Below are 25,608 nucleotides of genomic sequence, written 5' to 3'. Positions count from 1 at the left end.
GGAGGTGTGTTACCGGAAGGACTACAAAAACAAGTATATCAACTTAGACTAAGTTTTCAGTATCTTCTGGCAACGGCAACATCGAATGCAACACAAGGTGTTCATCATGGAAATACTCATTCGGGTGTTTGCTGTTGTGTACATGATTATTGAATTTAAATGGTTTTCTTTTTTAGTTTGGTTGGTTTGGTTTTGGGAATAAAAAAACCCCTGCGGTGTGCAGAGGTTAATTGGATATATTTTAAAAATTAAAATTTATGCAATAGGTTTCCCTGCAGAAGTCTTCCACACTGAACAACACATATTGCAAATCATTAATTTCATTTTTTTCTTACTTTTTTCGTTACTGCAAACTTGAGAAGTTATTTTGAATTGACAATGGATTTTTTTTAAAAATTTAAAAATTTAACATTTGATACAGTTTTGTGTTTGATTTTTTGGTAACAATTTTATAGTTGTTAATGTGTTGATATTTAGTTGATTGCAATATGTTATGCCGTGTTGATTTTGTACCTTTGGGAGTTAATTCTAAATCAATTGCTATGAAAATGTTAGTTAATGTTATCATGCCTATTGAACCTTTCAATACATTGGTTCGAAATGGCGTTGCCGGTGAACTTCTCAATAGGGTTGTGGAAGATATTAAGCCTGAAAGTATTTATTTTTCAGAACAGGAAGGTAACCGTGGTGCGGTTATGATTGTTGAGGTAGCCGATGCTTCTGCTATCCCGGCCATTGCTGAACCTTGGTTTTTAAATTTTGAAGCGCACTGCGAATTCAGAATCGCCATGACCCCGGAAGATTTGATGAAAGCGAATATGACACAACTGGCCAAAAAATGGCAGGATGTCCCGGTCATACATCATAATTGAATCCCTGGATTGGGCATGTAATTAAACTTTTTATATCTAAAACACCAACCGGAACGTTGGTGTTTTTTTATTGTGTTTTCCGTTTTTTAATCAGGGATAACAAGGGAAATGTTGCATTATCTTCAGTATACGGGTAAGAATTTTTGCAATTTTATTTGGAAAGCTTGAAAATATGACTTTATCTTTGCCAAAGAATTATGAATAACAAGAGCCTAAATAACGTGAATAGTGTATGCAACATGGTATGTCGCAAGCAAATCTCGTGGAATGTAACGGCCTGAAAATAATTGTATATTTTATATCACCAAGAGCCGTTCATTTGTTGAGCGGCTCTTTTTTTTAATCTTAAATTTAACTGTTATGAAAGCTTTAATTCAAAAAAACATCGTCAAGAATAATTGTATTTGCATCATGCGAATGCGCTGTTGTTGGAAAATTATGCTGTAACCAAGTTAAATCAAATTGTAAACAGACCCTTTTTCAACGCCATGGAAAAGGGTCTTTTTTTTAAATCTTAAAATCATCAAAAATGTCAATATCTAATACTAAATTCACAATACAGGTTCTCATCGCTTTTGCGAGTATTTACATAATCTGGGGATCTACTTTTTTGGCCATAGCAATTGCATTGCATAGTTTTCCGCCTTTTGTACTTTCAGGTTTGCGGTTCTTTACCGCCGGGCTGATTTTGTTTGTATGGCAGCGTTCCAAAGGACATAAAGGGAATTCTTTTGTTAACTGGCGGAAGAATGCAATCGTGGGAATTCTGATTTTAACTGGTGGGAGCGGACTCGTAGCGTGGGGGGAACAATATGTTTCCTCGACCGAAGCAGCTATCGCCATCGCAACCGGACCGTTCTGGTTTGTGGCTTTGGATAAGAAAAACTGGAAGCATTATTTCTCGAATGTGCCAATTGTCCTGGGGTTAATTATCGGTTTCATCGGTTTGATTCTGTTCCTGAAGGGAAGTGTGTCTACGGAAAATCTTAATGCAAACGGCACTCAGCGTATCATAGCCTTTGGTGTACTGACCTTAAGTTCAATTTCCTGGGTGTTGGGTTCTTTGTATTCGAAACGTAATCCGGCAAACCAGCCCACTTTCATGAATACGGCGCAACAACTTATCGCGGCAGGTGTGGCGAGTTTCTTCATCGCTTTGTTGAAAGGGGAATGGCAGACGTTTGAGGTGACTGAAGTGACCTCCGGTGCCTGGTTCGGACTCGCTTTCCTGATTTTCTTCGGGTCAATTGTGGCTTATATGTCTTACATCTGGTTGCTCGGAGTGAAAGATCCGGTTTTGGTGAGTACGCATACTTATATCAACCCGATTGTGGCTGTTTTGTTGGGATGGTTCATCGCTAATGAGCAAATCGGAAGTAACCAATTACTGGGACTTTTTGTTATCCTGTCCGGCGTTTTGCTCACTAATAGTGCCAATTATAAACCGAGTAAACGGGTACAGGTAAGGATAAGGAGGGTATGGATTTTGGCCAAAGCGCTATTGAATACCCCAAGGTCTGTTGCACAATGATTAAATGATACTATAAACTGAATTTCAGCCTTGTGTTGTTGAGTGGCTGAAATCAATAAGCCCGGCAGTTCTCTCATGGAATTGACCGGGTTTTATGTTCATTATGATTCTTTTCTTTTGTTATTGCCTAAGTTGTTTTATGCGGAAGGGACTTTGTTTTATACAGAAGGGACTTTGTTTTATGAGTAGGTGAATTTGTTTTATATGGAAGTGACTTTGTTTTATGGGTAGGGGACTTTGTTTTATATGGAAGTGACTTTGTTTTGTGGATAGGTGATTTTGTTTTATATGGAAGGGAATTTGTTTTATGTGTAGGTGACTTTGTTTTATACGGAAGGGACTTTGTTCTATGAACTGAGTACTTTTTTGTGGCCTATAAAGATTTCGGCTGATTTTAATAGACAAACCCGACGCGTTTAAAGGTTAAACGGCCGGGCTTTAAGTTTGTTGTCTTTGATTTTAGAACCCCTAATATACTAAAAAGTATTGATATTGAATGTTTTACTGTTTATTTTGTATTATCGGTTGATGGTTCTGAAGAGTTGGTACTGGGCATCAAGTACAGCCTGATTAAAACCGTGTGCTGTTTTCGCCAGCTCAATATATTTTTTCTTAGGTGCGCTGATTTTTTCAAAATAGGTTTTGGTACTTTCTGCCGGAGTTAAAATGTCTTCTTCTCCCTGAATGAAATAAACGGGTATTTTGAAATCTGTATAATCCCTAATATTGTTAATGGTAACACTCATCGGTTGAACGCCCAGTTTGCTGTCGCCTGCAAAATTGACAAAAGAGTAATCATCACCGTCGGCACTGTTTTGTTTGTCTTTGCTATTGTCGTAATCCGGGGCAAGTATAAACCAGTAATCGGGGGCAGGAACAGCATTTTTTCTTTCGTATTTTTTGATAACACGGTAAAATATACCGGTATTTTTCGCCTGACTGTAAGGGGGTGGGCCAATTGTTTTCAGGATTTCCAACGATTCCTGATCATTTGCTTCCTGTGCCATATCGGTTACTTTCAGATAGGTCGTAACATCATTGCCTGTTTCGTTCACAACTTGGGAATGGCCCACATAGGCAGTAAATAAATCCGGACGTTTAGCCGCCATTCTTACTCCCGGAACAGAACCCCACGATGTCCCGAATAGTGTTATTTTTTGTTTGCCAAGGTATTGGGTCAGGTATTCGGTAAGTGCAATCCCGTCATTGGTGATTTGGTCAACTGTCAAAGGGTTTGCTTTTAAATAGGCTGGGGTTAATTCGGCCGGAGCTATACGTCCATAAGTTCTCCCGGCGCCTCTTTGGTCCCATTGTATGATGATGAAATCTTTTTCCAATGGTCCGTATAAAATATGGGAATACGGACTGATAGGGCTTCCCGGTCCGCCATGCAGGAATAATATGGCCGGTTTGGATCTTTCGCCTTTGATGGTTACCCATTGCTCGATTCCGTTGATGGTGATAAACCGTTCTTCTTCTATCCGGCCTTCTTTTACTATGTTTTCAATAGGTTGGCTGGCTTTCTGGGAGGTTACGGAAAAGGTGACAAGCAGTAATGTAATTTGGAATACTTTACCGAAGAATAAAGCATTTGACCTGGGAGTAATTTTAGTTTTCATGTAGGTTTAGTTTGATATTTTGAAAATAGATGCAAAAGTAGTGCTTTTGTTGTATTTTTTGTAGGAAATAATTTATAAAAAGTACTGACCGGATATAAGAATATGAAGGTTTAATATGAAACTATAAAAAATTACATTTGTAAGGCTTATCGGAAGTTGTTTAAAAGGGGGTGGGAAAGTATTTTTTCTGCCAATTTATGGACAGTGACTGATTGTAATATTTAATTATTGATTTGAAAAATGTTTACATCCGAAATAAAAAGTAAAAGAGGAGAGGATATCTGTCTCTTGATTAAACCCGATAATTATTCCTATAATTTTATTTGTGAGTGTGGGGATGCCAGTGAACTAACAGTAAAGGAATGTCAAAACACCGAAGCTGTTTTCATAAGTCATACACATATTGATCATTTTGCCAACTTTGATACGATTTTAAGACACCAGATTGGTATCCAAAGAAGGGTAATTATCTGCGGACCTGCCGGAATTACTAAACAAGTCCAGTCAAAAATACAGGCTTATCAATGGAATTTGATCAGTGATGATGCTATCCTATATGAGGTTAGGGAAATTAAAGAAGATAATTCCATTGTTTGCTCCGAAATAAAACCGGCTTCATGGGAAATTACACCGCTTACAAAGGAACTCGACTGTTTATACAGTAATGATAAATTCACGGTTGAATTTGTGCAGTTGGATCATAAAACGAGTTCGGTCGCTTATCTTTTTAAAGAAAGGGATACCGTAAAAATTGATCTTAATAAGTCTGATTTTAAAGGAGGTGCCTGGGTAAATGAACTGAAGAATGCCTTTATGGCTAAACAGGACGATACCGTAATTAAAATTGATGCCAACGAATTCAAAGCTAAAGATCTGTACCATTTACTGGAGATAAAAAAAGGAGATAGTCTTGGGGTTATTATGGATCATGCTGCTCATCAGGATAATCATGCAGCCATCACAAAAGTGTTTGAAAACTGCAATACGGTATATATAGAAAGTTTTTATAAAGCGGAAGATAAAGAACAGGCCCAACAGAATTTCCACAGTTATTCACTTGAATCGGCCCGGGTTATGAAAAAATGCAATGTTCAAAATGCTATTCCGGTTCATTTCTCCCGAAAATATAATGAAGACGATGTCGAAATGATCCTGGAAGAGTTTACTAATGAATTTTCCAATTAACTTTAAATACAAAACCAGCCTCAAGGCTGGTTTTGTTTATTTTATGATCGTATTGAATTAATCTTCAATCAGTACTTTCAAAATAGTAATGGCTGCTTCACTGATCTTGGTGCCCGGTCCGAAAACCGCTACCGCTCCTGCATCGAATAAATACTGGTAATCCTGCGCCGGGATTACACCGCCCACAATCACCATGATGTCTTCACGGCCATATTTCTTAAGTTCTTCAATCACTTGCGGTACCAATGTTTTGTGTCCGGCTGCTAATGAAGATACACCTAAAATGTGTACGTCGTTTTCTACCGCTTGTTTGGCTGCTTCGGCAGGCGTCTGGAACAAGGGCCCAATGTCTACGTCGAATCCTACGTCGGCATAACCGGTAGCCACTACTTTGGCGCCACGGTCATGTCCGTCCTGACCCATTTTGGCAATCATGATACGGGGACGTCGTCCTTCTTTCTTAGCAAACTCGTCTGCTAATTGTTTTGCTTTTTCAAAGCTTTCGTCATTCTTGATTTCTTTACTGTACACGCCGCTAAAACTTCTGATTTGTGCTTTGTATCTCCCGAAAACAGTTTCCAATGCATCACTGATCTCACCTAAAGTGGCTCTGTTACGTGCGGCATTTACTGCTAAATCCAATAAGTTCCCGGCTTCACCTTTGGCACAGGCGGTCAGCTTGGCTAAACACTCCTGTACTTTGGCATTGTCACGGGATGCTTTTATGTTATCCAAACGTTCGATTTGTTGTTTACGTACGGTTTGGTTGTCTACTTCTAAAATATGCAACGGATCTTCTTTCTCCAATCGGTATTTGTTCACCCCTACAATAATGTCTTGTCCACTGTCAATACGGGCTTGTTTTCTTGCTGCCGCTTCTTCAATTCTTAGTTTCGGAATTCCGGCTTCAATAGCTTTGGTCATACCACCCAATGCTTCCACTTCTTCAATTAGAGCCCAAGCTTTTTCAGCGATTTCGGCTGTTAAGCTTTCTACATAATAACTACCGGCCCAAGGGTCAACCGTTTTGCAGATTTTGGTTTCTTCCTGTAAGAAGATTTGGGTATTACGGGCAATACGTGCTGAGAAGTCGGTAGGTAAGGCAATGGCCTCGTCCAAAGCATTAGTATGTAATGATTGGGTTCCCCCAAATGCTGCAGCTGTCGCTTCAATGGCAGTTCGTGCTACATTATTGAACGGATCCTGCTCGGTTAAACTCCATCCAGATGTTTGACAGTGGGTACGCAATGCTAATGATTTTTCATCTTTCGGTTCAAACTGTTTCAATAGTTTGGCCCAAAGCATACGTCCGGCTCTCATTTTGGCAATCTCCATGAAATGGTTCATTCCAATCGCCCAGAAGAACGAAAGTCTTGGAGCAAAAGTATCAACATCCATCCCCGCTGCTAATCCGGTACGGATGTATTCCAAACCGTCGGCAAGGGTGTAAGCTAATTCAATATCGGCTGTGGCACCGGCTTCCTGCATATGGTAACCTGAAATGGAAATCGAGTTGAACTTTGGCATGAAATTACTGGTGTATTCAAAAATATCAGCAATGATTTTCATGGAAGGTGTTGGCGGATAAATATAAGTATTACGCACCATGAACTCCTTCAGAATGTCATTTTGGATGGTTCCCGATAATAAACCGGGTGCTACTCCCTGTTCTTCGGCAGCAACAATATAAAAGGCCATGATGGGTAAAACGGCACCGTTCATGGTCATCGAAACTGACATTTCGCCTAAAGGGATTTGGTCAAAAAGGATTTTCATATCCTCAACCGAATCGATTGCCACTCCGGCTTTTCCTACGTCACCCACAACTCTTTCGTGATCTGAATCGTAACCGCGGTGCGTGGCTAAGTCGAAAGCAACCGATAAACCTTTTTGTCCGGCAGCCAGATTACGGCGGTAAAAAGCATTACTTTCTTCAGCGGTCGAGAAACCGGCATACTGACGGATGGTCCAGGGACGGCGTACGTACATGGTAGCGTATGGGCCTCGTAAATTTGGTGCAAATCCTGCTCCGAAATCCAAATGTTCCAAACCTTCTAAATCAGCTTCAGAATAATTCGGTTTAACTTCAATGCCTTCTGCAGTCAGAAAGTTTAGGTCCTGATTGTTGGAATTTGAAGTTTGATCTTTGGAATTTTCCAAAGTAATATGTTGAATGTTTTTTCTCATTACTATTCTACAATCTTATATAAATAATGACGGTGAATCAGTGTTTTATGTTTGTTGTTAACCAATGCACCTACAACAATTGAAGTGGTTCCTCCTGCAAATGTTGTAAAGGCAGCTCCGTTGTTATCGGCTGCCAAAACTCCGGATGTCGCTAATAAAGCGGCACCAACCCCGAATAAAATGTTTTTGGCAGTACGTCCTTTTTTAGGAAAGAATTTGATACTGCTTAAGTTTTCAATTTTAATGTCGGTGTCCTCAATATTAAGTGTCTGAGCATCTTTTATCACTAAAACCCCCACTAATTTTTTACGGTCACTCGTGGTTACTTTTACTCTTTGGCCTTCAGTGAACGTAAATGCTTTTCCGTTTTCTTTGTGCGTGGCTTCCAGTTTTCTGGTTTGGCTAAAAACCGTTAGTGAAAGCAATAGTAAGGCAAGTGACAGTAGTTTTTTCATGGTTGGTTGTTTATTGGTTTTCCGAAGCAAGTCTTTCCTGCTCCATTTTTTCCGCTAATCGTTTTTCGATTACCGGTGTGATTAATGTTTTTCTCGGATTGATTTTTACGAAAGGATACAATTCCAAATCACCTGACATATGATCGTTTTTGTTAGGATATTTGTTGGTTCCCAATAAAATTTCCTTTCCGGAATCGAATAATTCCTGTTCTTTTTGTGCGCTTTCCTGTATTTTCTTTTGGATGGTTCCTTCTTTCAGTTGTTTTAGCAAACCGCCATTCGCTTCAATGTCTTTGAACAGAATTAATGCTTTTTCAGCTAATTGGGAAGTCAGGTTTTCGATATAGTAAGCTCCGTCCGAAGCATTTTGTACGATATCAAAATAGCTTTCGTGTTTTAAAACCAATAATTGATTTCTTGAAATCCTGTCTCCGAATTCGTTGTCTTTGTGGTAAAGTGCATCATAAGCCAGATTTGCAACGGCATCGGCACCTCCTAAAATGGCACTCATGCACTCGGTTGTGGTACGGAGCATGTTTACGTTGTAATCATATAACGTTTTGTTGCGTCGGGTAGGAGTGGCGATTATATGAAGTTCTCCTGTAAAATTGTATTCGGATGCCAAGGTTTTGAATAATTGACGCAATGCCCTGATTTTGGCTATTTCGAAAAAGTAATTGGTTCCTACGGCAACTTCAATCGTAATAGGTTGGGTGTAATTCTCTATTGTGTTGAAATATTCATTTGCATGCGCCAGCGTATAAGCCAATTGCTGAACCATGTTCGCACCTGCATTTTGGTATAAAGAACTATTAATGTTGATAAAACTTATGTTTTGACATCCGGTAATTAGTGACGAAAGTGATTCGAAATTGTCTTTTTCTTCAGCTTTGTACCAATTTCCGTCAAAAGCCAATTGATGTATCGGATCAATCAAACAATACATCAGTGTGTCTTTTTCTTTGGCAATCTGATTTACTTTTTTAAGAAATTCAGCCGAAAGAAATTTAAGATTAAGATAAACTGTGTGATTTTTGATGTCAATTTCGCCAAGTAGCTTTTGAATGTCAACCGAATCGTTTTCAATTGTGAAACGGATGCTTTCTGCTCCACGGCTTAACGAATTGTTTGCTTTCTTAATGGATTTCTCCAAGTCAAAGACAAAAATATTCTGAACAATTTTGAAGGCATGGTTTTGGTTTGAAGATGTTTTGATGATATTATCCTCATCACGGTGGTAAAATGGTTTTACCTTGATTCCTTCCGGACTTTCCCAAACCAGTGTTTCGTTGTAATCAGCACCTTTCAGTTCATATTGGATCTGTTGTTTCCATTGTTTGGATGAAACGGCACTGAATTCGTTGAATAGTTTTTCTTTCATGACTTGAAATTCCAAATACAATCCCTGAACTGCGTCGGTTTTGTATGTTTTTTATTGGGCTTCCTCGATGGAATCCCCTTCAAATTCTATTATGTAAATATCTTCTTTTTCGCGCTTCATATAATATTTTTCACGCGCATATTTTTCAATTTCGTTCGGACTTTTTAGCTTTTTAATCTGCTCTTTGTCCTTTCTGATTTCATCCTGATAATAAGCTTTGTTGTCCTTTAATTCTTCAATGTCTTTATTTAAGATCCGGTGATCCAGATAAGAATAGTTGTCAAGGAACAACATCCAGATGATAAAAAATAAAGTCACCAGGAAATATTTATTTCCCAAAAATTTCAGCCAGTTATGTTCTGCTAAAAAGTTAGTGACTCTTTCTTTCATAAAGTTAAGCTATTTTCTGATTGATAACCGCACGTACCACGTCGATTGCAACCGTATTGTATTTGTCGTTGGGGATGATGATATCTGCGTATGCTTTTGTAGGTTCAATGAATTGCTCATGCATTGGCTTTAAAGTAGTTTGGTAACGGTTTAAAACTTCTTCCATATCACGTCCGCGTTCTGCGATATCACGTTTTAATCTTCTGATCAGTCTTTCATCTGAATCGGCATGTACGTAAATTTTGATATCAAACATCTCCCTCAATTCAGGATTAGTCAGGATCAGAATGCCTTCCACGATCATTACTTTTCTTGGTAAAGTATGGATAGTGTCACCAGTACGGTTGTGTTTTACGAAAGAATACACCGGTTGGTCAATAGCTTTTTCGTTTTTTAAGTCTTTTAAGTGTTGTACTAAAAGTTCAAAATCTATTGAGCGGGGATGGTCAAAATTAATTTTTGTACGTTCTTCCAAAGATAAATCACTGGTCTCCTTGTAATAATGATCCTGTGAAATAATCCCTACTTCAGTTTCTGGCAGTTCATTCATAATTTGATGAACAACCGTTGTTTTTCCTGAGCCCGTGCCCCCTGCAATACCAATAATTAACATATGAATTTTGTTGAATCTAAATGGCAAAAATAGGAAATTATTTTAGAGATATTTTTGTTTGCCGTAATGTTTTTTGAGAAGTATTCAAAAGCCGGAAAAGTTTGCTGTTTTGAACAGTTTTTTGCCGAAGAAAGCAGAGTTATGAATCCTGAGATCGCTATTGATGCTTTTTTGCTTTATTCTTTTGAGTGATATTTTGGAATGGATGAGAATAAATTGTGGCTTTGCTTCAGGAAGTAAATCCATAACTGGGTTTTAAATCTACAGCCTTTTTGCTCGTGGATATTTTTTGAGAGTTAAGGCAGGATTAGATATTCTGAAAGAGATTTGCTCCTGAAAGTAAATCCTTTTCGGTTTTTACAAAGCCGTCGGCTTTTTTATCTGGAAATGTTTTGGGTTGTAAAAGCAGGATTGGATATCTTGATTAGGGGTTTGTTGCTGAAAGTAAAGCCTTTCCGGTTTTTGCAAAACCGTCGTTTTTTTATTTAAGAATATTTTGAATTGAGAGAGCAGGATTAGATATCCTGATTTTGGGTTTGTTGCTGAAAGTAAATCCTTAACTGGTTTTGCAAACCCGCAGTCTTTTTTTATTTAAAAATACCTTTGAACGGGTTCAGGTATTTTTTAAATAAAAAAATCCTCTTTGCAGAACAAAGAGGATTTACTTTCGTCGGGGTGGCAGGATTCGAACCTGCGACCTCCTGGTCCCAAACCAGGCGCGATGACCGGGCTACGCTACACCCCGAAAGCGGGTGCAAATATAAGAAGTTTTTTTAGTAAAAAAAGTGTTTTTAATTTTTTTTTGAAGGGATTATCAAAATTGTTTATAAAACTATTGAAAAGTGTAATCCTGGTTTCGGTTTTTCGGTTATAAATTAAGTATTTTTGACCCACAAAAATTACATGTTATGTCAAACTCAATTGAAAAGATAAAATGTCTTATTATAGGTTCTGGACCTGCAGGGTATACTGCAGCAATTTACGCAGCCAGAGCCAGTATGAATCCGGTTTTATACCAAGGAACACAACCGGGCGGACAATTAACAACAACAAATGAAGTGGAAAACTTTCCGGGTTATCCTGACGGAGTTACCGGTCCGGAAATGATGGTGCAATTAGAAGCGCAGGCAAAGCGTTTCGGAACAGATGTACGTGACGGTTGGGCTACAAAAGTTGATTTTTCGGGTGATATCCATAAAGTATGGATTAATGATTCAATTGAATTGCACTGTGAAACAGTAATTATTTCTACAGGTGCATCGGCAAAATATTTAGGATTGCCTTCTGAACAACATTACCTGAATATGGGTGGAGGTGTTTCTGCCTGTGCAGTATGTGACGGATTCTTTTACAGAAACCAGGAGGTAGTGATCGTTGGAGCAGGAGACAGTGCCTGTGAAGAAGCACATTATTTAGCTAAAATGTGTAAAAAAGTGACAATGCTTGTTCGTAGTGAGCAATTCAGAGCTTCAAAAATCATGGAAGACCGTGTTCGTAAAACAGAAAACATTGAAATTTTGATGCACACTGAAACTGAAGAAGTTTTAGGAGACGGGAACGTTGTAACAGGAGTGCGTGCCAAAAATAAAGCAACAGGTGAATTGATTGATATTCCTGCAACCGGTTTCTTTGTGGCTATCGGTCATAAACCAAACACAGATATTTTTAAAGATTACCTTACATTAGATGAAACCGGATATATCGTTAACGAACCGGGTACGGCAAAAACCAATGTTCCGGGTGTATTTGTGGGAGGTGATGCTGCTGATCATGTATACCGTCAGGCGATTACTGCTGCAGGAACGGGATGTATGGCTGCTTTGGATGCTGAAAGATATTTAGCTGCTAAAGGTCATTGATAATTTTAGGTTATAGATAAAAAAAACCAGCTTTCAAGCTGGTTTTTTTATGGGTATTATTTTGATTTCTTGTACAAGGTAGCGTCTTCAGCGAACTTTTTAACTTCTATTTTCGGATCACCAAAAATGTAGACTTCGGATTTTCCTGAAGCCGATATGGATAGATTGTCTTTAGCGCGTACCTGAGCATTTGAATAACTTTCGGCAGTTATCATTAAGGTTTTAGCCGTTAAGTTTTTACCGATGAATTTACTGTTGTTGTCCAAACGCATCTTCATATCACTGGCGTCTCCTTCAATATTGGCTTCTGCTTTCTGGTACATATCCAGTTTTACCTTATTGGAAGAAATGAGTGCTTTGATTTCAGCATTTTTATTCATTTCGATAGAAGAATCGTCTCCTCCTTTCAGGTTCAATTCAACTTTTGACTTATCGGTTGCAATAATGGCAAAGTTAGGCGAACTGACATTCAGGAACGATTTTGAATAATCGTATGTTTTAATGGTTATTGAAGGTAATTTCAATTCCTGCATGCAGTTTAATTTGGCTTCATGTTTTACCGAAATTAATTTTAAACTGTCATTGTAAAATACGCGGATTTCAAATTTTTTAAATGAAGAAACTTCTTTGTTTGTATTGATGCGCAATGTGCTTCCGTAAATTTGTTTGTTGATGGTTGCGTGTAAATTATCATCGGCTTCAACCTCGATGGCGTTTCTGTCTCCTTTGATTAAAAGAACTTCCACATTGTCTTCAATTTCAAGTTGGTCGAAATTCCCAATGTCACTTTTTTCAACAGTCACCAGTTTGGTTCCTTTTACTTTCTCCTTTTTCTGTGCAAATGTTAGTGTAGTCCAAAGTAGGGCTAATGCTAAAAAAGTAATTTTTTTCATTGGGTATATATGTTTTATTTGTTCTTCAAATTCTTTTGTCTAGCACAAATATAAAAAAATCATCCGCGTGATGCGAATGATTTTTGTGAAATGAAATATTGTATGTTTTTTAGTCGGCTGAAACACTTCCTCCTGATGAAATCTGTTTTGAGATTTGTTTTGGGGTATTGAAATATTCAATGCTTGAACCGCCCGAAGCCTGTGCATTTAACTTTAAGATTGGATTTACATCAGTGCTGCTTCCACTTGACGATTGTGAATTTACATCATTTGCCAATAGTTTTTTAGCGTCGATAGAACTACCGCTTGAAGATAATGTAATCAATGAAATTGCTTTTCCTGAAGCATTTAGGTCACTTCCGCTTGTAGATTCCAATGTTACTTTTTCAGATTCTACTTCGGCATCAAGGGAGCTTCCGCTGCTTGATTTCAAATGGATATTGTTAGCTTTAATAACTCCGATTGTTTTTAAACTTGATCCACTGGTTGTTTCAAGAACTTCAATTATTGGCATGAAAACCTTTACTGTTTTTGCTTTTACATTTTTATAACGGTTGTATTTCGATGTAATGGTCAATGTTCCGTTCAATGCCTGGGTAACGATGCCTTCCTGTAAGTTGTCATCGGCTTCGACAACAACCCTGAATGTTTTGGATTGTACGATTTCGCAATCCAGTCCTTTTTCTACTTCGACTTTTGTAAAGTCGCTTATATTTCTGTCTTTTGATACCACATTACCACTTCCTGTGATACTTTTACCCAAATCACTTGCGTCAAATTTGCACGATCCGAATAACAGAGCAATTACGGTTGCAATTACTATTTTTACTACGTGAATCATTAATTTTATCATAATCAGTTTATTAGTTTGTTTTTTATTTAGATTGTAAAATGTCCCCAGTGTTTACTGTTCCTTTTTTTATTTCTTTTTTTGTTGAGCCTAAAAATAGTGAATAATTGTTGAAATATGACGGAATTCCCTCTGCTTGATGCGTTATACCGTTTCGGACTTCAAAATGAAGGTGTGGAAAGAATGAACTTCCCGATGTTCCGATTTGTCCTATTTTGTGTCCTTGTTTCACTTTTGTTCCCGGTTTTAAATGCTCTGAACTTTTGTTTTTCAGATGTGCATACATGCTTAAAACATTGTCAGTGTGTTTGATTACCACATAATTTCCGTAAAGCGCTAACGGATTGTTTTTAAGGGAAGGAACATCAAAATTTTTGTCATCGGCCTGTAATGTTTCAACTGCAATTACTTCACCATCGGCAACAGCAATTACTTCTTTGCCAAAACCAAACCAATCCGAATTGTTTTCTCCTTTACCGGTAAACTGCTTGTTTTCGTTGTTTACAATTGCAAAATCATAAGCATAACGCATGAAATTAGCTGAAAACCCCAATTGTTTAATGAAATCGAACTCGTAATCAAAACGGCGGTGATGCGAATTGAAATCGTGACCGTCGTAAACCAGTAGTTTCTCTTTTAATGGTAAGATGAAATCTTTGGTTTGATTGTATGCCTTAGGGTTTATGGTTTGTTTGATTTCGATAGAGTCATTGAACGTAAAGATGTATTCCAGTCGGGTTGTAACTTCATTCAGTTCCGGGAACGGATTGAAGATTAATTTTCTCGAAACTCCGTTCCATTCGGTTGAAGGAATGGTTTTTATACTTGGAGCTGTTCCGTTATTGTCTAAGAATTTTTGCTGTACCAACACATTGTTTTGGTCAAAATGACGTACTTCCAGTTTAGTTAATTTTAAAGTATCCTTTGATGTGTTTTCAATAATGAAATCGAAGTTGGCTACTTGTAAATTATTAACTTTTTCGATTAATGGCTGTTCAGGTTTGTGTGTTATTTTGATGTTTTCCTGAGCCAATACCGTCATCCCTGAAAATAAGATAAATAAAGAAATTGATTGATTGATTTGATTGATGATTTTCATTTATTATTCTTTTGTGAATTTTAGTTCTTTTCCTCTTTGTATTAGTAATAATGTTTTGGTTTCCGGGTTGAATTCCATCACAACTCCAACTTTGTCAAAAGTAAATTTGTGTTTACCTGTGGCGTCAAGCGGAAATGAAGGTTGTCCGGTTCCCTGAGCAAATAATACAGTTCCTTCTTTTGTTATTGTCAGTTTTAAAGGAATTTCAGTTGTAGCATATGTTCCTAAATATTGATCTAAATCTTTTGATTCTACTTTGTAGGCTTTAAAATCCGGAACTTCAAATTCCTGTTTATAAGCAGCTTTTGTTAAAGTGGTCACAATATTTTTACTGTCGTAATTTTCACCATTTGAAGTAATAGCCACAGTAATTTTTTCATCAGGAAAATACGTTAAATGTGACTTGAAACCATCAATACTTCCTGAGTGACCGTAACCTTTTTTCTCAAGTAAAGGAATGCTAAACAAACCTAAGCCGTATTTGTCTCTTAAAGTTTTCATTTCCTCCAGACTTTGCGCTGAAATCAATTTTCCGTTGAAAAGTGCTTCACCGAATTTTGTTAAATCTGACGGAGTCGAAACGATTGCACCGGCTCCCAATGGAATTGACATATCAGTTTCAGTTTCTTTGTTCCATTTGTTTTCAAAGTCATATGAATTAGCCTCATTTTTCTTTGTGTCAATTGCTCCACCGAAGAATGTATTTTTTAAACCCAACGGCTGAATGATTTTTGTTTCCAATAACTTTGCGTATGGTTTGTTGTACATTTTTTCCAAAATGACAGTCAATAAAACAAAGTTGGAGTTACTGTAACTTGATTTGCTGTCCGGTTCAAAATCACTTCCGCCTTTAGTGATTAAATCTACCAATTCTTCTCTTGTTTTTGGTTTTGTATTCCACGTCAGATACGTTTCGTCACTGGTAAAATTGTGAATTCCGCTACGATGTGATAATAAATTGGTAATTGTGATTTTATTGGCATTTGTGATAGCCGGAAAATACTTGTCGATGGTTTGGTTAAGACTGATTTTGTTTTCTTCGGCTGCTTTTAAAATTAGTACCGAAGTAAACATTTTTGAAATTGAACCAATTCTGAACTTTGAATCTGCGTTTGATTTTACTGCTTTTTCTACATCTGTATATCCGATGGATTTGGTGTAAAGCAGTGTCCCGTTTTGGGACACTGCAACACTTCCCATGAATTTATTATTTGATTCGAGTTGGCTGAAATAAGTATCCAGCTTTTGCTTGTCAATAGTTTGGGAAAACCCCAGTTGGCTGATTAGACCGATTGTTATTGATGTGATGATTGATGCTTTCATGGTTTTTATTTGGTTTTGATGATGATACCGTCTTCGTTGATTTTCAATTCCTTGATTTCTTTAGAATTAGAGATAACTGTATCTTTTTCAATGGTTACACCATCTTCATCAATTATTATTTTGTGTTCTTGGTCTGTATCGTCCCATTCGTCTTCGTCAGCCGGACAGTTTAAGCATTTTACTTTTTCTTCTTCCACTTTGTAAACATAATCGTCAGAGCTGTAGTGTAAGTTAAAGAAATCGTTATCAGATACGTCATAATCCTGAACAGACTCGTCTAATTTCAAATAAGTTCCTTTTGGTACATAAAGATAGATGGTAACTTCCTGGCCGCGGTATTTGCTTTTTGCTTCAGTTAAGAAATAGTTGTCTAAGATTAACTGATTTCCTTCAATTTTGAAGTTGTATCTGATTTTTTCAGCTTTCTTTTTTGCTTCGCTGAAAGAACTTCCGTTAGCATTTTTCTCGATTTGAACGTAAGGTTGTTTTTCATCTGTTGGCATTATTTCAAAATCTACATCATTTGAGTAAATACTTTCCTGACCTGCCTGATCTTCCACTAATCTGAATTCATCTCTGTGGTTGATATCTTTTGTGTAAAAATCGTTGTGTACGAATTTAACTTTCAAAGTGTCTGCCGGAGTAATGTTGATTACGGCTTTTTCCACAACTTTGTTATCAAATGCCACTTCACTTGCAGTTCTTACAGATAAAGTGATGATGATTCCAACGGCTACGATCCACACTCCCAATAAAGTGTATTTAGCAATGTTTCCGATTGATTTCAGGTTGTTTACCAAAATTTTTAATCCAAGTAATAACAAGAAGAAGAAAGGAATTCCGATAGCTAAGAAGAACATTAAAGCGATGAACCACAATGAAGTGTCAGTGTAATTGAATGAGTTGAAATATTCAATCCAAGGCACATCAGAAAAAGATGTTGATCTTAATGTGAATAAGCTGATTAAAAGTGAGATGATTGTTACTGATGAAATCAATACTATAAAAGCACCTACGGCTTTAGCGAAAACTTTCATCAATGTTACAAGAATATCACCGATTGAGCTTCCAACCTTTTGGGCTCCTGTTTTAACATGGCTTCCCATTTGGCCATAGTCGGCGTTTTTAAATTTTTCAGAAACGCCTTCAAATTCTTCCTTTACTTTTTTCTCGATATTTGAAATAGTAATCGGTTCGCCTGTCATTTCTAATTTTTCACTTGTTGTTACCGCTTCAGGAGTAACCGCCCAAAGGATGATATAAGCTAATATTCCTGTTCCGAAACCAGCAAAAACCAATAATACAAGGATGATTCTGATCCAAACCGGATCTACTCCGAAATAATGTCCTAAACCTGAACAAACCCCGGCAACGATACCGGTATCTTTGTCACGGTATAGTTTTTTGCTGCGTCCGGTTCCTGAATAAGCATAATTTGCCTGGTTTCCGTTGTTTTCATCTTCTATTTTGTAATCTTCGGGTTGTCCCATGATTGCAATAACATCGTCTACATCACTTAAACTAAGCACTTGTTTATTGTTCTGCAGTTTTTCTGAAAACAGTTCCGAAATTCTACTTTCAATATCGCTCATGATTTCGTCGCGTGCTTCATCAGATAAAGATCTTTTGATGGCATCGAAGTAGCGATTCAATTTTTGATAGGCGTCTTCGTCAATGTGAAAGAAATAACCACCTAAATTCATATTTACTGTCTTATTCATGGCTCGTTAGTTTTGTATAGTTATTGTGTTTACTGCACCTGCAAGTTCGTTCCAGGTTATGCTTAATTCTTTTAAAAATTCTTGTCCTTCTTCGGTTAAACCATAATATTTTCTTGGTGGTCCCGAAGTTGATTCTTCCCAACGGTACGTTAAAAGTCCGTCATTTTTTAATCTTGTTAGTAGTGGATACACAGTTCCTTCAACTACCAGCAACTTTGCGTTTTTCAGTGTGTCAAGTATTTCAGAGGTATATGCGTCTTTTTCTTTTAAAACAGATAAGATGCAGAATTCTAAAACTCCTTTACGCATCTGAGCTTTTGTGTTCTCAATGTTCATAGGATTTCATTTTTTTGTTAAACTGTTCATTTTTTGATTGATGATGATTGATGATGATTGATGATGATTGATGATGATTGATGATGATTGATTTTTATTTCAAATAATTGATTGTGAACGGATACTGAACCTGTTCGCCGTTATTCGCTTTTATTGATTCATAGATGATGATGAAAAATTCGGCCACTTTCATTATTCCATATATAAGAGCGGCAACCACACCTATAAAGATTACATTCGATAAGTTTCCTTCTGCAATGTTTCTGATGATTTCTCTTCCGTTGTTATTATCATCCAGATTTACGTTGTTTACTAATCCATAAATGAATGACGGTACAGAAATTATCAAAAGAATTAATGAATAGGTTAGCATGCTTAATTGAAAGTTGATGGCTTGCTTTCCGTTGTGGTCAATAAATTCTGATGTTCCTTTTTTACTTCCCCATAATACGATTGGTAAAATGAAATTTCCAAAAGGGATGAAGTATTTTGTTAAAGCACTTAAATGGATAAGTGTTGCAAAATTTTTCTCGTTGTTTCTTACTGTTAATGCTTCCATGACGTTGTTTTTTGAATTGATGATTTTGTTTACTATTCGTTTGATTGATGATTGAAACTCAATAATACTTTCTTTAGACTATTAATTTCTTATGCAAAGATAAATCTAAAAAAAGGTATTATGTAAAACAAAGTAGTGTAATTTAACAAAATATTAACAATTAAAAATATTAGGCATGCATAGTATTTTTTTGTAGATTAGCGAAAAATCTAATGTTATGGAATTTACACCGTCGAAATTAAATACTTTCCTATTTTTTAAACTACCATCCGCTTTTTGGTGTGGTGTACGGACAAAAGTGATCAATGAAAACCAATGTGTGGTATCTGTAAAGCACAGGTGGTTTAATCAAAATCCATTTAATTCGATGTATTTTGCAGTTCAGGCCATGGCGGCAGAATTGTCTACCGGTGCATTAGTAATGTTGCATATTAAGAAGAGTAAACAGAATATTTCCATGTTGGTGGCGAACAACAAAGCAACTTTTACTAAAAAAGCAACCGGGCGTTTAACATTTACCTGTACTGATGGACATTTGATTACTGATGCAATCCAAAAAACAATTGACACAGGTGAAGGGCAGACTTTCTGGATGAAATCCATAGGAATTGATGAAAAAGGCGACCAAGTTTCTGTATTGGAATTTGAATGGACAATCCGGATTAAAAAGTAAGAAAGCAAAAGTTAAAATCCTTACAATTAATATTTAGTTAAGAATTTCCTGTCGTAATTTTGAAATAAAATTCACACATGCGGGTTTTAATTACAGGAGCGACAGGATTAGTAGGAAATGAAATTACCGAATTGCTATTGAAAAATGGCTTAAAGGTGAATTATCTGACCACATCTCAGGATAAAATCCAGCATCAGCCTAATTATCGTGGTTATTACTGGAATCCCACCGAAGGGATTATAGATGAAAACTGCTTCATTGATGTCGAAACCGTTATTAATTTAGCCGGCGCCAATATTTCGGAACGCTGGACATCGCAATATAAAGAAGAAATAGTTGAAAGTCGTACGAATGCCATTAATCTTCTTTACAACGCACTGAAAAACAATCCCAATCAGGTTAAACATTTTATTACTGCTTCAGCGATAGGTGTGTATCCCAGTAATTCCGATGTTACTTATTCGGAAGATTTTACAGGTTTTGAAAATTCATTTTTGTCAAATGTTGTGATAAAATGGGAAGATGCTGCTTCTCAAATTGAAAGACTGGGTATTAAAGTCTGTAAAATACGTATCGGTTTGGTTTTGTCTGCTCAGGGAGGTGCATTGCCTAAAATGAGTAAGCCAATAAGCATGGGATTTGGATCGGCATTTGGATCAGGGAAGCAATGGCAGTCTTGGATTCATATTAAGGATTTGTCTGAAATTTTCTTATTCGCTTTGGAAAACCAGTTGTCAGGGGTTTTTAATGCGGTTGCACCTAATCCGGTGAGCAATGCTCAGTTAGTCAGAGAAATAGCGCAAGTTTTGGATGTTCCGGTTTTATTGCCCAATGTTCCTAAATTCTTTTTAAAATTGATACTTGGGGAAATGCATACATTGCTGCTTGAAAGTCAGAAAGTCAGTTCTAACAAAATTCAAAATGCAGGATTTGATTTTCAGTTTGAAGACCTTGATTTTGCTTTAAAGAATCTGTTTCATAAATAATAATAAAAAAAGCGCCTGAGGCGCTTTTTTTATTTATGGCATTTCACATCAACCTGTATTTCGATTTCATCATTGATGAATTTGTCTTTTAAATCGGCAAAAAGTGATTTTGAGGCATAATTTACATTAAAATAGGTTCGGTTTAAAACCAATTTTTCACTGTTGATAATTACTTCGTTTTCAGTTATGCTTATTTTGGCAGGGAAATTAACTGCTTTGGTTACTCCTTTAATTGATAAGTTACCATAGATGTGTGTCTTTCCATCCTTTTCAACAACTTTTGTGATTTTGATATCAGAAGTCGGGTATTTTTTTACATTGAAAAAATGATCCTTTTTGTCTTTTTCTGCTGTTCCTTTTAAGTGGTTTTCTAAATCTGCTTTTCCTTCTTCGGGTTTTAAATCGGTTACTGTAATAGTGTTCATGTCAATAAAAAATCTTCCTGAAGTAATGGCTGTGTCTTTAACAGTGACAAAACCTTCCTTGAATTTAATCGTTCCGGTATGTTTTCCGGTTGGTTTTGAACCTGACCAGTTTACAATCGAATTGTTCAAATCAATAGTATACTTAATTCCGTCAGCGGTTATTTTGCTTTCGACGGCAGTGTTGTTTTGTTCTTCAGTCTTTTCTTTTTTACAGGAATTGAGTGTGATTAGCGAAATTAAAACGAGGCTTAAAAAAAATTTTTTCATAGTTGTGTTTTTTTGAGGTTGAAAAATTCTTGCAACAGATTTATTGTCACTAAGTTAGTCAAGTTAATCGGTCTTCACAAGAATTTGATAAAAATAGTAATGACAATTTGGCATTTTTAAAGCTTTGGCAGTACTTTTGCAATCAGAAAACAAGAATTATAATTGTTAAAAAAGAATCAATAGATATGAGCCAAGAAGGAACTGAAAATATCGAGAAAGAGGCATTGGAAAATGAAAAAGTTTCTGCTAATCAAGAGATTACTAATCCTGAAATGACAGCTGAAGAAAAATTACAGGAAGAATTAGCAGCTGAAAAAGATAAATTTTTGCGTTTATTTGCAGAGTTTGAAAATTACAAGAAACGTACTTCAAAAGAACGTATTGAGCTTTTCAAAACTGCCGGACAGGAAGTTTTACAGGCAATGTTACCGGTTTTGGACGATTTTGACAGAGCATGGTCACAAATCTCTAAATCTGAAGATGAGGCATTGGTGAAGGGAGTTGAATTAATCCAGGAAAAACTGAAATCAACATTGATTTCCAAAGGATTGGAGTTGGTTGATATCAATGTTGGCGATGTGTTTAACGCTGATTTTGCAGAAGCAATTACACAAATTCCGGCAGGTGACGATTTGAAAGGTAAAATCGTTGATGTAGTGGAAAAAGGATACAAGTTAGGAGACAAAATCATCCGTTTCCCAAAAGTGGTAATAGGAAACTAAAAATAACTAATCCCAAAACCAAGATCCAAAAGAAAAGGAATTTTGAGTTTTTGAGATTGGAATTTGGAATTTTAAGATATTATGAGCAAAAAAGATTATTACGAAATATTAGGTGTTAGCAAAGGAGCTACTGAAGCTGAAATCAAAAAAGGTTACCGCAAAAAAGCGATTGAGTTCCATCCTGATAAAAATCCGGGCGATAAAGCAGCTGAGGAAAAGTTTAAGGAAGCAGCTGAAGCTTATGAGATTTTAAGCGACGCCAATAAACGTGCACGTTACGATCAGTATGGTCATGCTGCATTTGACGGTGCAGGAGGTTTCGGTGGCGGTCATCATATGAACATGGATGATATTTTCAGTCAGTTCGGTGATATTTTCGGAAGCGCTTTCGGTGGCGGATTCGGTGGATTCGGCGGTGGCGGTGGTCAACGCAGAGCCAAAGGAAGTAACCTGCGCATCAAAGTAAAAATGACTTTGGAAGAAATCGCAAACGGTGTCGAGAAAAAAGTTAAGGTAAAACGTAAAATCCAGGCTCAGGGAGTTAGCTACAAAACATGTCCAACCTGTAACGGTACCGGTCAGGTTGTAAGAGTGACGAACACAATCTTGGGAAGAATGCAAACGGCTTCTCCTTGTAATGTATGTGGCGGAACAGGTCAAACCATCGATTCTAAGCCGAATAATGCAGATGCTCAGGGAATGATTCTTGAAGATGAAACTGTATCAATCAAAATCCCAGCAGGTGTAGTTGACGGCATGCAATTGAAAGTTTCCGGTAAAGGTAATGATGCTCCGGGGAACGGTATTCCGGGAGATTTGATTGTTGCCATTGAAGAAGTGGAACATGAATTCTTAAAACGTGAAGGTGAAAACCTTCATTATGACTTGTATATAAGCTATCCTGAAGCAGTTTTAGGTATTTCAAAAGATATCGATGCCGTAAACGGAAAAGTGAGAATTAAACTGGAAGAAGGTATTCAGTCAGGTAAGATCCTCCGTTTGAAAGGAAAAGGAATCCCTAGTTTAAACAGTTACGGTAACGGTGACTTATTAGTGCATGTTAATGTGTGGACACCGAAAAACCTTTCAAAAGAGCAAAAGAAATTTTTCGAAAGTAACCTTGAAGATGCCAACTTTATTCCGAAACCTGAAAAATCAGAAAAATCATTCTTCGAGAAAGTAAAAGATATGTTTTCTTAAAAGACTGAATCAGATATAATTTAAATCCCAACTGTAAAATGTTGGGATTTTTTGTAACAAAAGGACTACTTCTGTATCTAATTTCTGTAAATTTACAATAATAAGGCTTTAATGCTTAATCTTCAATCAAATCAAACTTTGACAATGAATAATATTCTTGAAGTAAAAAATGTAGTGAAACAGTATGGTGATTATACCGCCTTGAATTCAGTTTCACTGCAAGTACCGCAAGGCAGTATTTATGGATTATTGGGTCCTAACGGAGCCGGAAAGACTTCGTTAATCCGTATCATCAACCAAATTACAATGCCGGATACCGGAGAGGTTTTTCTGGATGGTGAAAAATTAGCACCAAATCATGTTCAGTATATCGGATACATGCCGGAAGAAAGAGGTTTGTACAAAACCATGAAAGTAGGGGAACAGGCTTTGTACTTGGCCCAACTGAAAGGTATGCCACATGACCAGGCTAAAAAACAACTGAAATACTGGTTTGAAAAATTTGAAATTGAAGGCTGGTGGAATAAAAAAATCCAGGAACTGTCTAAAGGGATGGCGCAAAAAATCCAATTCATTGTGACTGTTTTGCACGAACCTAAATTGTTAATCCTTGATGAGCCTTTCTCTGGATTTGACCCGGTTAATGCTAATTTAATCAAGGATGAAATCATCGAATTGAATAAAAAAGGAACGTCAATCATTTTCTCAACACACCGCATGGAAAGCGTAGAGGAAATGTGTGATTATATTGCCCTGATCCACAAATCAAACAAGCTTATTGAAGGTAAATTGAGTGATGTGAAAAAGGAATACCGTACCAATAAATTCCAGGTGGGTATTTTGAGCTCAAATGTGGAAGGCTTAATGTATGACCTGACACAAAAATTCACCGTGGGACAAACTACTTTTAAATCACTGAATGAGGATTTGAAATTGGAAATCGACCTGGGTAACCATACCCAGAATGATTTGTTGAATGTACTGACACGAAACGGTCAGGTGACTCATTTTACTGAAAACATTCCAAGTGTGAACGATATTTTTATTCAAACAGTTACAAATCAGATCTAATGGGAGTATTAAAACTTATCATAAAAAGAGAATTTATTGCCAAAGTGCGTAATAAATCATTTATCGTAATGACTTTCCTGAGTCCGTTGTTAATGGTTTGTTTGTCTTTCTTTATAGGGTATCTGGCTAACATGAATAAAGATGAAGTGACTAAGGTGGCTATTCATGATGAAGCGGGAATCTTAAAACCTGATTTCAAAAACACTAAGGAAATTGTATATGTCGACTTGTCAAAAATGCCTTTGCAACTGGCAAAAGATACGGCTTCAAAAAATTATGAAGGATTAATATATGTGCCGAAAGTTGCCGATACAAATGAACTGAAAACAAAGGTTCAATACATTTCCGATGACAGTCCAAGCCTTGAGTTTGTGTCGGATATTGAAAAAGTAATCGATAATCAGTTAACTAAAAATAACCTGAAGTCTCTTGGGTTTGACGCTAAAAAAATAGAAGAAGCCAAAGTCGATTCGGATTTGCATATCGCTAAATTTTCAGGTGAAGAAGGATTGAAATATTTAAACATTACCAAAGTTATCTTCGGAGGTTCATTCGGTTACCTGATCATGATGTTTATCATCATCTACGGAAATTTTGTCATGCGTAGTGTTATTGAGGAAAAAACATCAAGGATTATTGAAGTAATCATTTCTTCAGTGAAACCGTTCCAATTGATGATGGGGAAAATCATCGGTAATTCATTGGCAGGAATCCTGCAGTTTATGATCTGGGTTGTGCTGGCTTTGATTTTGTTCTTCGGAGCTTCTCTGTTCTTCAGTTCAGGAATGGACAGTCATGCCACTGCCGAAGCAATGGGTCAAATGCAGGGGAACGGAAATTTTATGGCATCGCTAACCGCCCAGGCAAAATTATATTATGATGAAATACCGGTTTTAAGCACTGTGTTATTCTTCCTTGTTTATTTCACGGGAGGTTATTTTCTGTATAGTTCTTTATATGCGGCCATTGGTGCGGCTGTCGATTCGGAAACCGATTCACAACAGTTTTTATTGCCTATCATCATGCCTTTGATGCTGGGTGTTTATGTTGGTTTCTTTACCGTTATTAATGATCCGCACGGAACCGTAGCTACTGTCTTTTCCATGATTCCGCTAACATCACCTATCGTAATGCTGATGCGCATCCCGTTCGGAGTACCGGTATGGCAATTGGTTTTATCGATTGTATTGCTTTTCGGTACGTTCCTTGCCGTAGTGTGGTTCGCATCTAAAATTTACCGCGTGGGAATTCTGATGTACGGAAAAAAACCAACCTGGAAAGAATTGTATAAATGGTTAAAATACTAACCAGTCACTAAATAATTTCAAGGGAAAAGGATGTAAAGGTTTTTATCTTTTGTCCTTTTCTCTTTTTATCTTTACAGCTGAAAA

At 36.9% G+C, this 25,608-nt stretch carries 24 protein-coding genes and 1 tRNA gene; 10 read left to right on the top strand and 15 right to left on the bottom strand.

Going from position 1 to position 25,608, the window contains the following annotated elements:
- The first annotated feature begins 542 nt into the window (after positions 1-542).
- Together NAT51_RS05805 and NAT51_RS05800 are read left to right on the top strand one after the other, a co-directional pair.
- On the top strand, positions 543-872 hold the full coding sequence (locus NAT51_RS05805) for a panthothenate synthetase (RefSeq protein WP_250596388.1): 330 nt from the start codon (positions 543-545) through the stop codon (positions 870-872).
- Positions 873-1,401: 529 nt separating this feature from the next.
- Positions 1,402-2,403: an EamA family transporter gene (locus NAT51_RS05800; RefSeq protein WP_250596386.1), complete on the top strand. Its 1,002-nt coding sequence runs from the start codon at positions 1,402-1,404 to the stop codon at positions 2,401-2,403.
- Between the two features lie 518 nt (positions 2,404-2,921).
- On the opposite strand, the gene NAT51_RS05795 is transcribed toward NAT51_RS05800, so the two are convergent.
- On the bottom strand, positions 2,922-4,022 hold the full coding sequence (locus NAT51_RS05795; protein ID WP_250596384.1) for an alpha/beta fold hydrolase: 1,101 nt from the start codon (positions 4,020-4,022) through the stop codon (positions 2,922-2,924).
- A 240-nt stretch (positions 4,023-4,262) separates the two neighbouring features.
- On the opposite strand from NAT51_RS05795, the gene NAT51_RS05790 reads away from it, so the two are divergent.
- Positions 4,263-5,207, top strand: a complete 945-nt coding sequence (locus NAT51_RS05790; RefSeq protein WP_250596382.1) for an MBL fold metallo-hydrolase — start codon at positions 4,263-4,265, stop codon at positions 5,205-5,207.
- A gap of 57 nt (positions 5,208-5,264) precedes the next feature.
- Here the strand turns inward: NAT51_RS05790 and scpA are convergent, their stop codons facing one another.
- The 6 genes from scpA to NAT51_RS05760 form a co-directional block, all read right to left on the bottom strand.
- Positions 5,265-7,394, bottom strand: a complete 2,130-nt coding sequence (gene scpA / locus NAT51_RS05785) for a methylmalonyl-CoA mutase (protein WP_250596380.1) — start codon at positions 7,392-7,394, stop codon at positions 5,265-5,267.
- A 2-nt stretch (positions 7,395-7,396) separates the two neighbouring features.
- Complete coding sequence (locus NAT51_RS05780; RefSeq protein ID WP_250596379.1) at positions 7,397-7,849, bottom strand: hypothetical protein; 453 nt, start codon at positions 7,847-7,849, stop codon at positions 7,397-7,399.
- A 10-nt stretch (positions 7,850-7,859) separates the two neighbouring features.
- Positions 7,860-9,230 (bottom strand): methylmalonyl-CoA mutase subunit beta, encoded by a 1,371-nt coding sequence (locus tag NAT51_RS05775; protein WP_250596377.1) that lies wholly within the window; start codon positions 9,228-9,230, stop codon positions 7,860-7,862.
- A 51-nt stretch (positions 9,231-9,281) separates the two neighbouring features.
- Positions 9,282-9,620, bottom strand: a complete 339-nt coding sequence (locus NAT51_RS05770) for an FtsB family cell division protein (RefSeq protein ID WP_250596376.1) — start codon at positions 9,618-9,620, stop codon at positions 9,282-9,284.
- 4 nt (positions 9,621-9,624) lie between these two features.
- Positions 9,625-10,233, bottom strand: coding sequence for a uridine kinase (udk, locus tag NAT51_RS05765; RefSeq protein ID WP_250596375.1), 609 nt, complete (start codon positions 10,231-10,233; stop codon positions 9,625-9,627).
- A gap of 670 nt (positions 10,234-10,903) precedes the next feature.
- Positions 10,904-10,978 (bottom strand) — tRNA-Pro (locus NAT51_RS05760).
- Positions 10,979-11,141: 163 nt separating this feature from the next.
- Between NAT51_RS05760 and trxB the strand changes: the two genes are divergently transcribed.
- Positions 11,142-12,092, top strand: coding sequence for a thioredoxin-disulfide reductase (gene trxB / locus NAT51_RS05755; RefSeq protein ID WP_250596374.1), 951 nt, complete (start codon positions 11,142-11,144; stop codon positions 12,090-12,092).
- 56 nt (positions 12,093-12,148) lie between these two features.
- Here trxB and NAT51_RS05750 read toward each other — a convergent pair whose 3' ends face one another.
- The 7 genes from NAT51_RS05750 to NAT51_RS05720 all read right to left on the bottom strand — a co-directional run bounded on the left by NAT51_RS05750 (position 12,149) and on the right by NAT51_RS05720 (position 18,873).
- A complete protein-coding gene (locus tag NAT51_RS05750; RefSeq protein WP_250596373.1) occupies positions 12,149-12,985 on the bottom strand; it encodes a GIN domain-containing protein in 837 nt (278 codons plus the stop codon).
- A 109-nt stretch (positions 12,986-13,094) separates the two neighbouring features.
- The gene (locus NAT51_RS05745; protein ID WP_250596371.1) at positions 13,095-13,826 is read right to left on the bottom strand and encodes a head GIN domain-containing protein; all 732 of its coding nucleotides are present in this window, start codon (positions 13,824-13,826) and stop codon (positions 13,095-13,097) included.
- A 34-nt stretch (positions 13,827-13,860) separates the two neighbouring features.
- Positions 13,861-14,934 carry a M23 family metallopeptidase gene (locus tag NAT51_RS05740; protein ID WP_250596369.1) on the bottom strand — a complete coding sequence of 358 codons (1,074 nt, stop codon included), beginning with the start codon at positions 14,932-14,934 and terminating at the stop codon, positions 13,861-13,863.
- A gap of 3 nt (positions 14,935-14,937) precedes the next feature.
- Positions 14,938-16,257: a serine hydrolase domain-containing protein gene (locus NAT51_RS05735; RefSeq protein ID WP_250596368.1), complete on the bottom strand. Its 1,320-nt coding sequence runs from the start codon at positions 16,255-16,257 to the stop codon at positions 14,938-14,940.
- A gap of 5 nt (positions 16,258-16,262) precedes the next feature.
- Entirely contained in the window at positions 16,263-17,978 is a 1,716-nt protein-coding gene (locus tag NAT51_RS05730) for a PspC domain-containing protein (RefSeq protein ID WP_250596361.1), read from the bottom strand.
- 6 nt (positions 17,979-17,984) lie between these two features.
- Complete coding sequence (locus NAT51_RS05725; protein ID WP_250596359.1) at positions 17,985-18,314, bottom strand: PadR family transcriptional regulator; 330 nt, start codon at positions 18,312-18,314, stop codon at positions 17,985-17,987.
- Positions 18,315-18,408: 94 nt separating this feature from the next.
- The gene (locus tag NAT51_RS05720) at positions 18,409-18,873 is read right to left on the bottom strand and encodes a DUF4870 domain-containing protein (RefSeq protein WP_250596358.1); all 465 of its coding nucleotides are present in this window, start codon (positions 18,871-18,873) and stop codon (positions 18,409-18,411) included.
- A 217-nt stretch (positions 18,874-19,090) separates the two neighbouring features.
- Between NAT51_RS05720 and NAT51_RS05715 the strand changes: the two genes are divergently transcribed.
- Together NAT51_RS05715 and NAT51_RS05710 are read left to right on the top strand one after the other, a co-directional pair.
- Positions 19,091-19,546: a DUF4442 domain-containing protein gene (locus tag NAT51_RS05715; RefSeq protein ID WP_250596356.1), complete on the top strand. Its 456-nt coding sequence runs from the start codon at positions 19,091-19,093 to the stop codon at positions 19,544-19,546.
- Positions 19,547-19,623: 77 nt separating this feature from the next.
- Positions 19,624-20,532 (top strand): TIGR01777 family oxidoreductase, encoded by a 909-nt coding sequence (locus NAT51_RS05710; protein WP_250596354.1) that lies wholly within the window; start codon positions 19,624-19,626, stop codon positions 20,530-20,532.
- Between the two features lie 29 nt (positions 20,533-20,561).
- Here NAT51_RS05710 and NAT51_RS05705 read toward each other — a convergent pair whose 3' ends face one another.
- Positions 20,562-21,224: a YceI family protein gene (locus tag NAT51_RS05705; RefSeq protein ID WP_250596352.1), complete on the bottom strand. Its 663-nt coding sequence runs from the start codon at positions 21,222-21,224 to the stop codon at positions 20,562-20,564.
- Between the two features lie 185 nt (positions 21,225-21,409).
- Between NAT51_RS05705 and NAT51_RS05700 the strand changes: the two genes are divergently transcribed.
- From NAT51_RS05700 to NAT51_RS05685, 4 genes are all read left to right on the top strand, one after another.
- Positions 21,410-21,946: a nucleotide exchange factor GrpE gene (locus NAT51_RS05700; protein ID WP_250596350.1), complete on the top strand. Its 537-nt coding sequence runs from the start codon at positions 21,410-21,412 to the stop codon at positions 21,944-21,946.
- Between the two features lie 81 nt (positions 21,947-22,027).
- The gene (gene dnaJ / locus NAT51_RS05695; protein WP_250596348.1) at positions 22,028-23,146 is read left to right on the top strand and encodes a molecular chaperone DnaJ; all 1,119 of its coding nucleotides are present in this window, start codon (positions 22,028-22,030) and stop codon (positions 23,144-23,146) included.
- Positions 23,147-23,290: 144 nt separating this feature from the next.
- Positions 23,291-24,217, top strand: a complete 927-nt coding sequence (locus tag NAT51_RS05690) for an ABC transporter ATP-binding protein (RefSeq protein ID WP_250596346.1) — start codon at positions 23,291-23,293, stop codon at positions 24,215-24,217.
- Positions 24,217-25,524 (top strand): ABC transporter permease, encoded by a 1,308-nt coding sequence (locus tag NAT51_RS05685; protein ID WP_250596344.1) that lies wholly within the window; start codon positions 24,217-24,219, stop codon positions 25,522-25,524. Before NAT51_RS05690 ends, NAT51_RS05685 begins: the two co-directional genes overlap by 1 nt.
- The last annotated feature ends 84 nt before the right edge of the window (positions 25,525-25,608 follow it).

It is taken from the genome of Flavobacterium amniphilum (assembly GCF_023634845.1).
Taxonomy (GTDB): Bacteria; Bacteroidota; Bacteroidia; order Flavobacteriales; family Flavobacteriaceae; genus Flavobacterium; species Flavobacterium amniphilum.
This window is presented reverse-complemented; position numbering and strand designations above follow the sequence as displayed.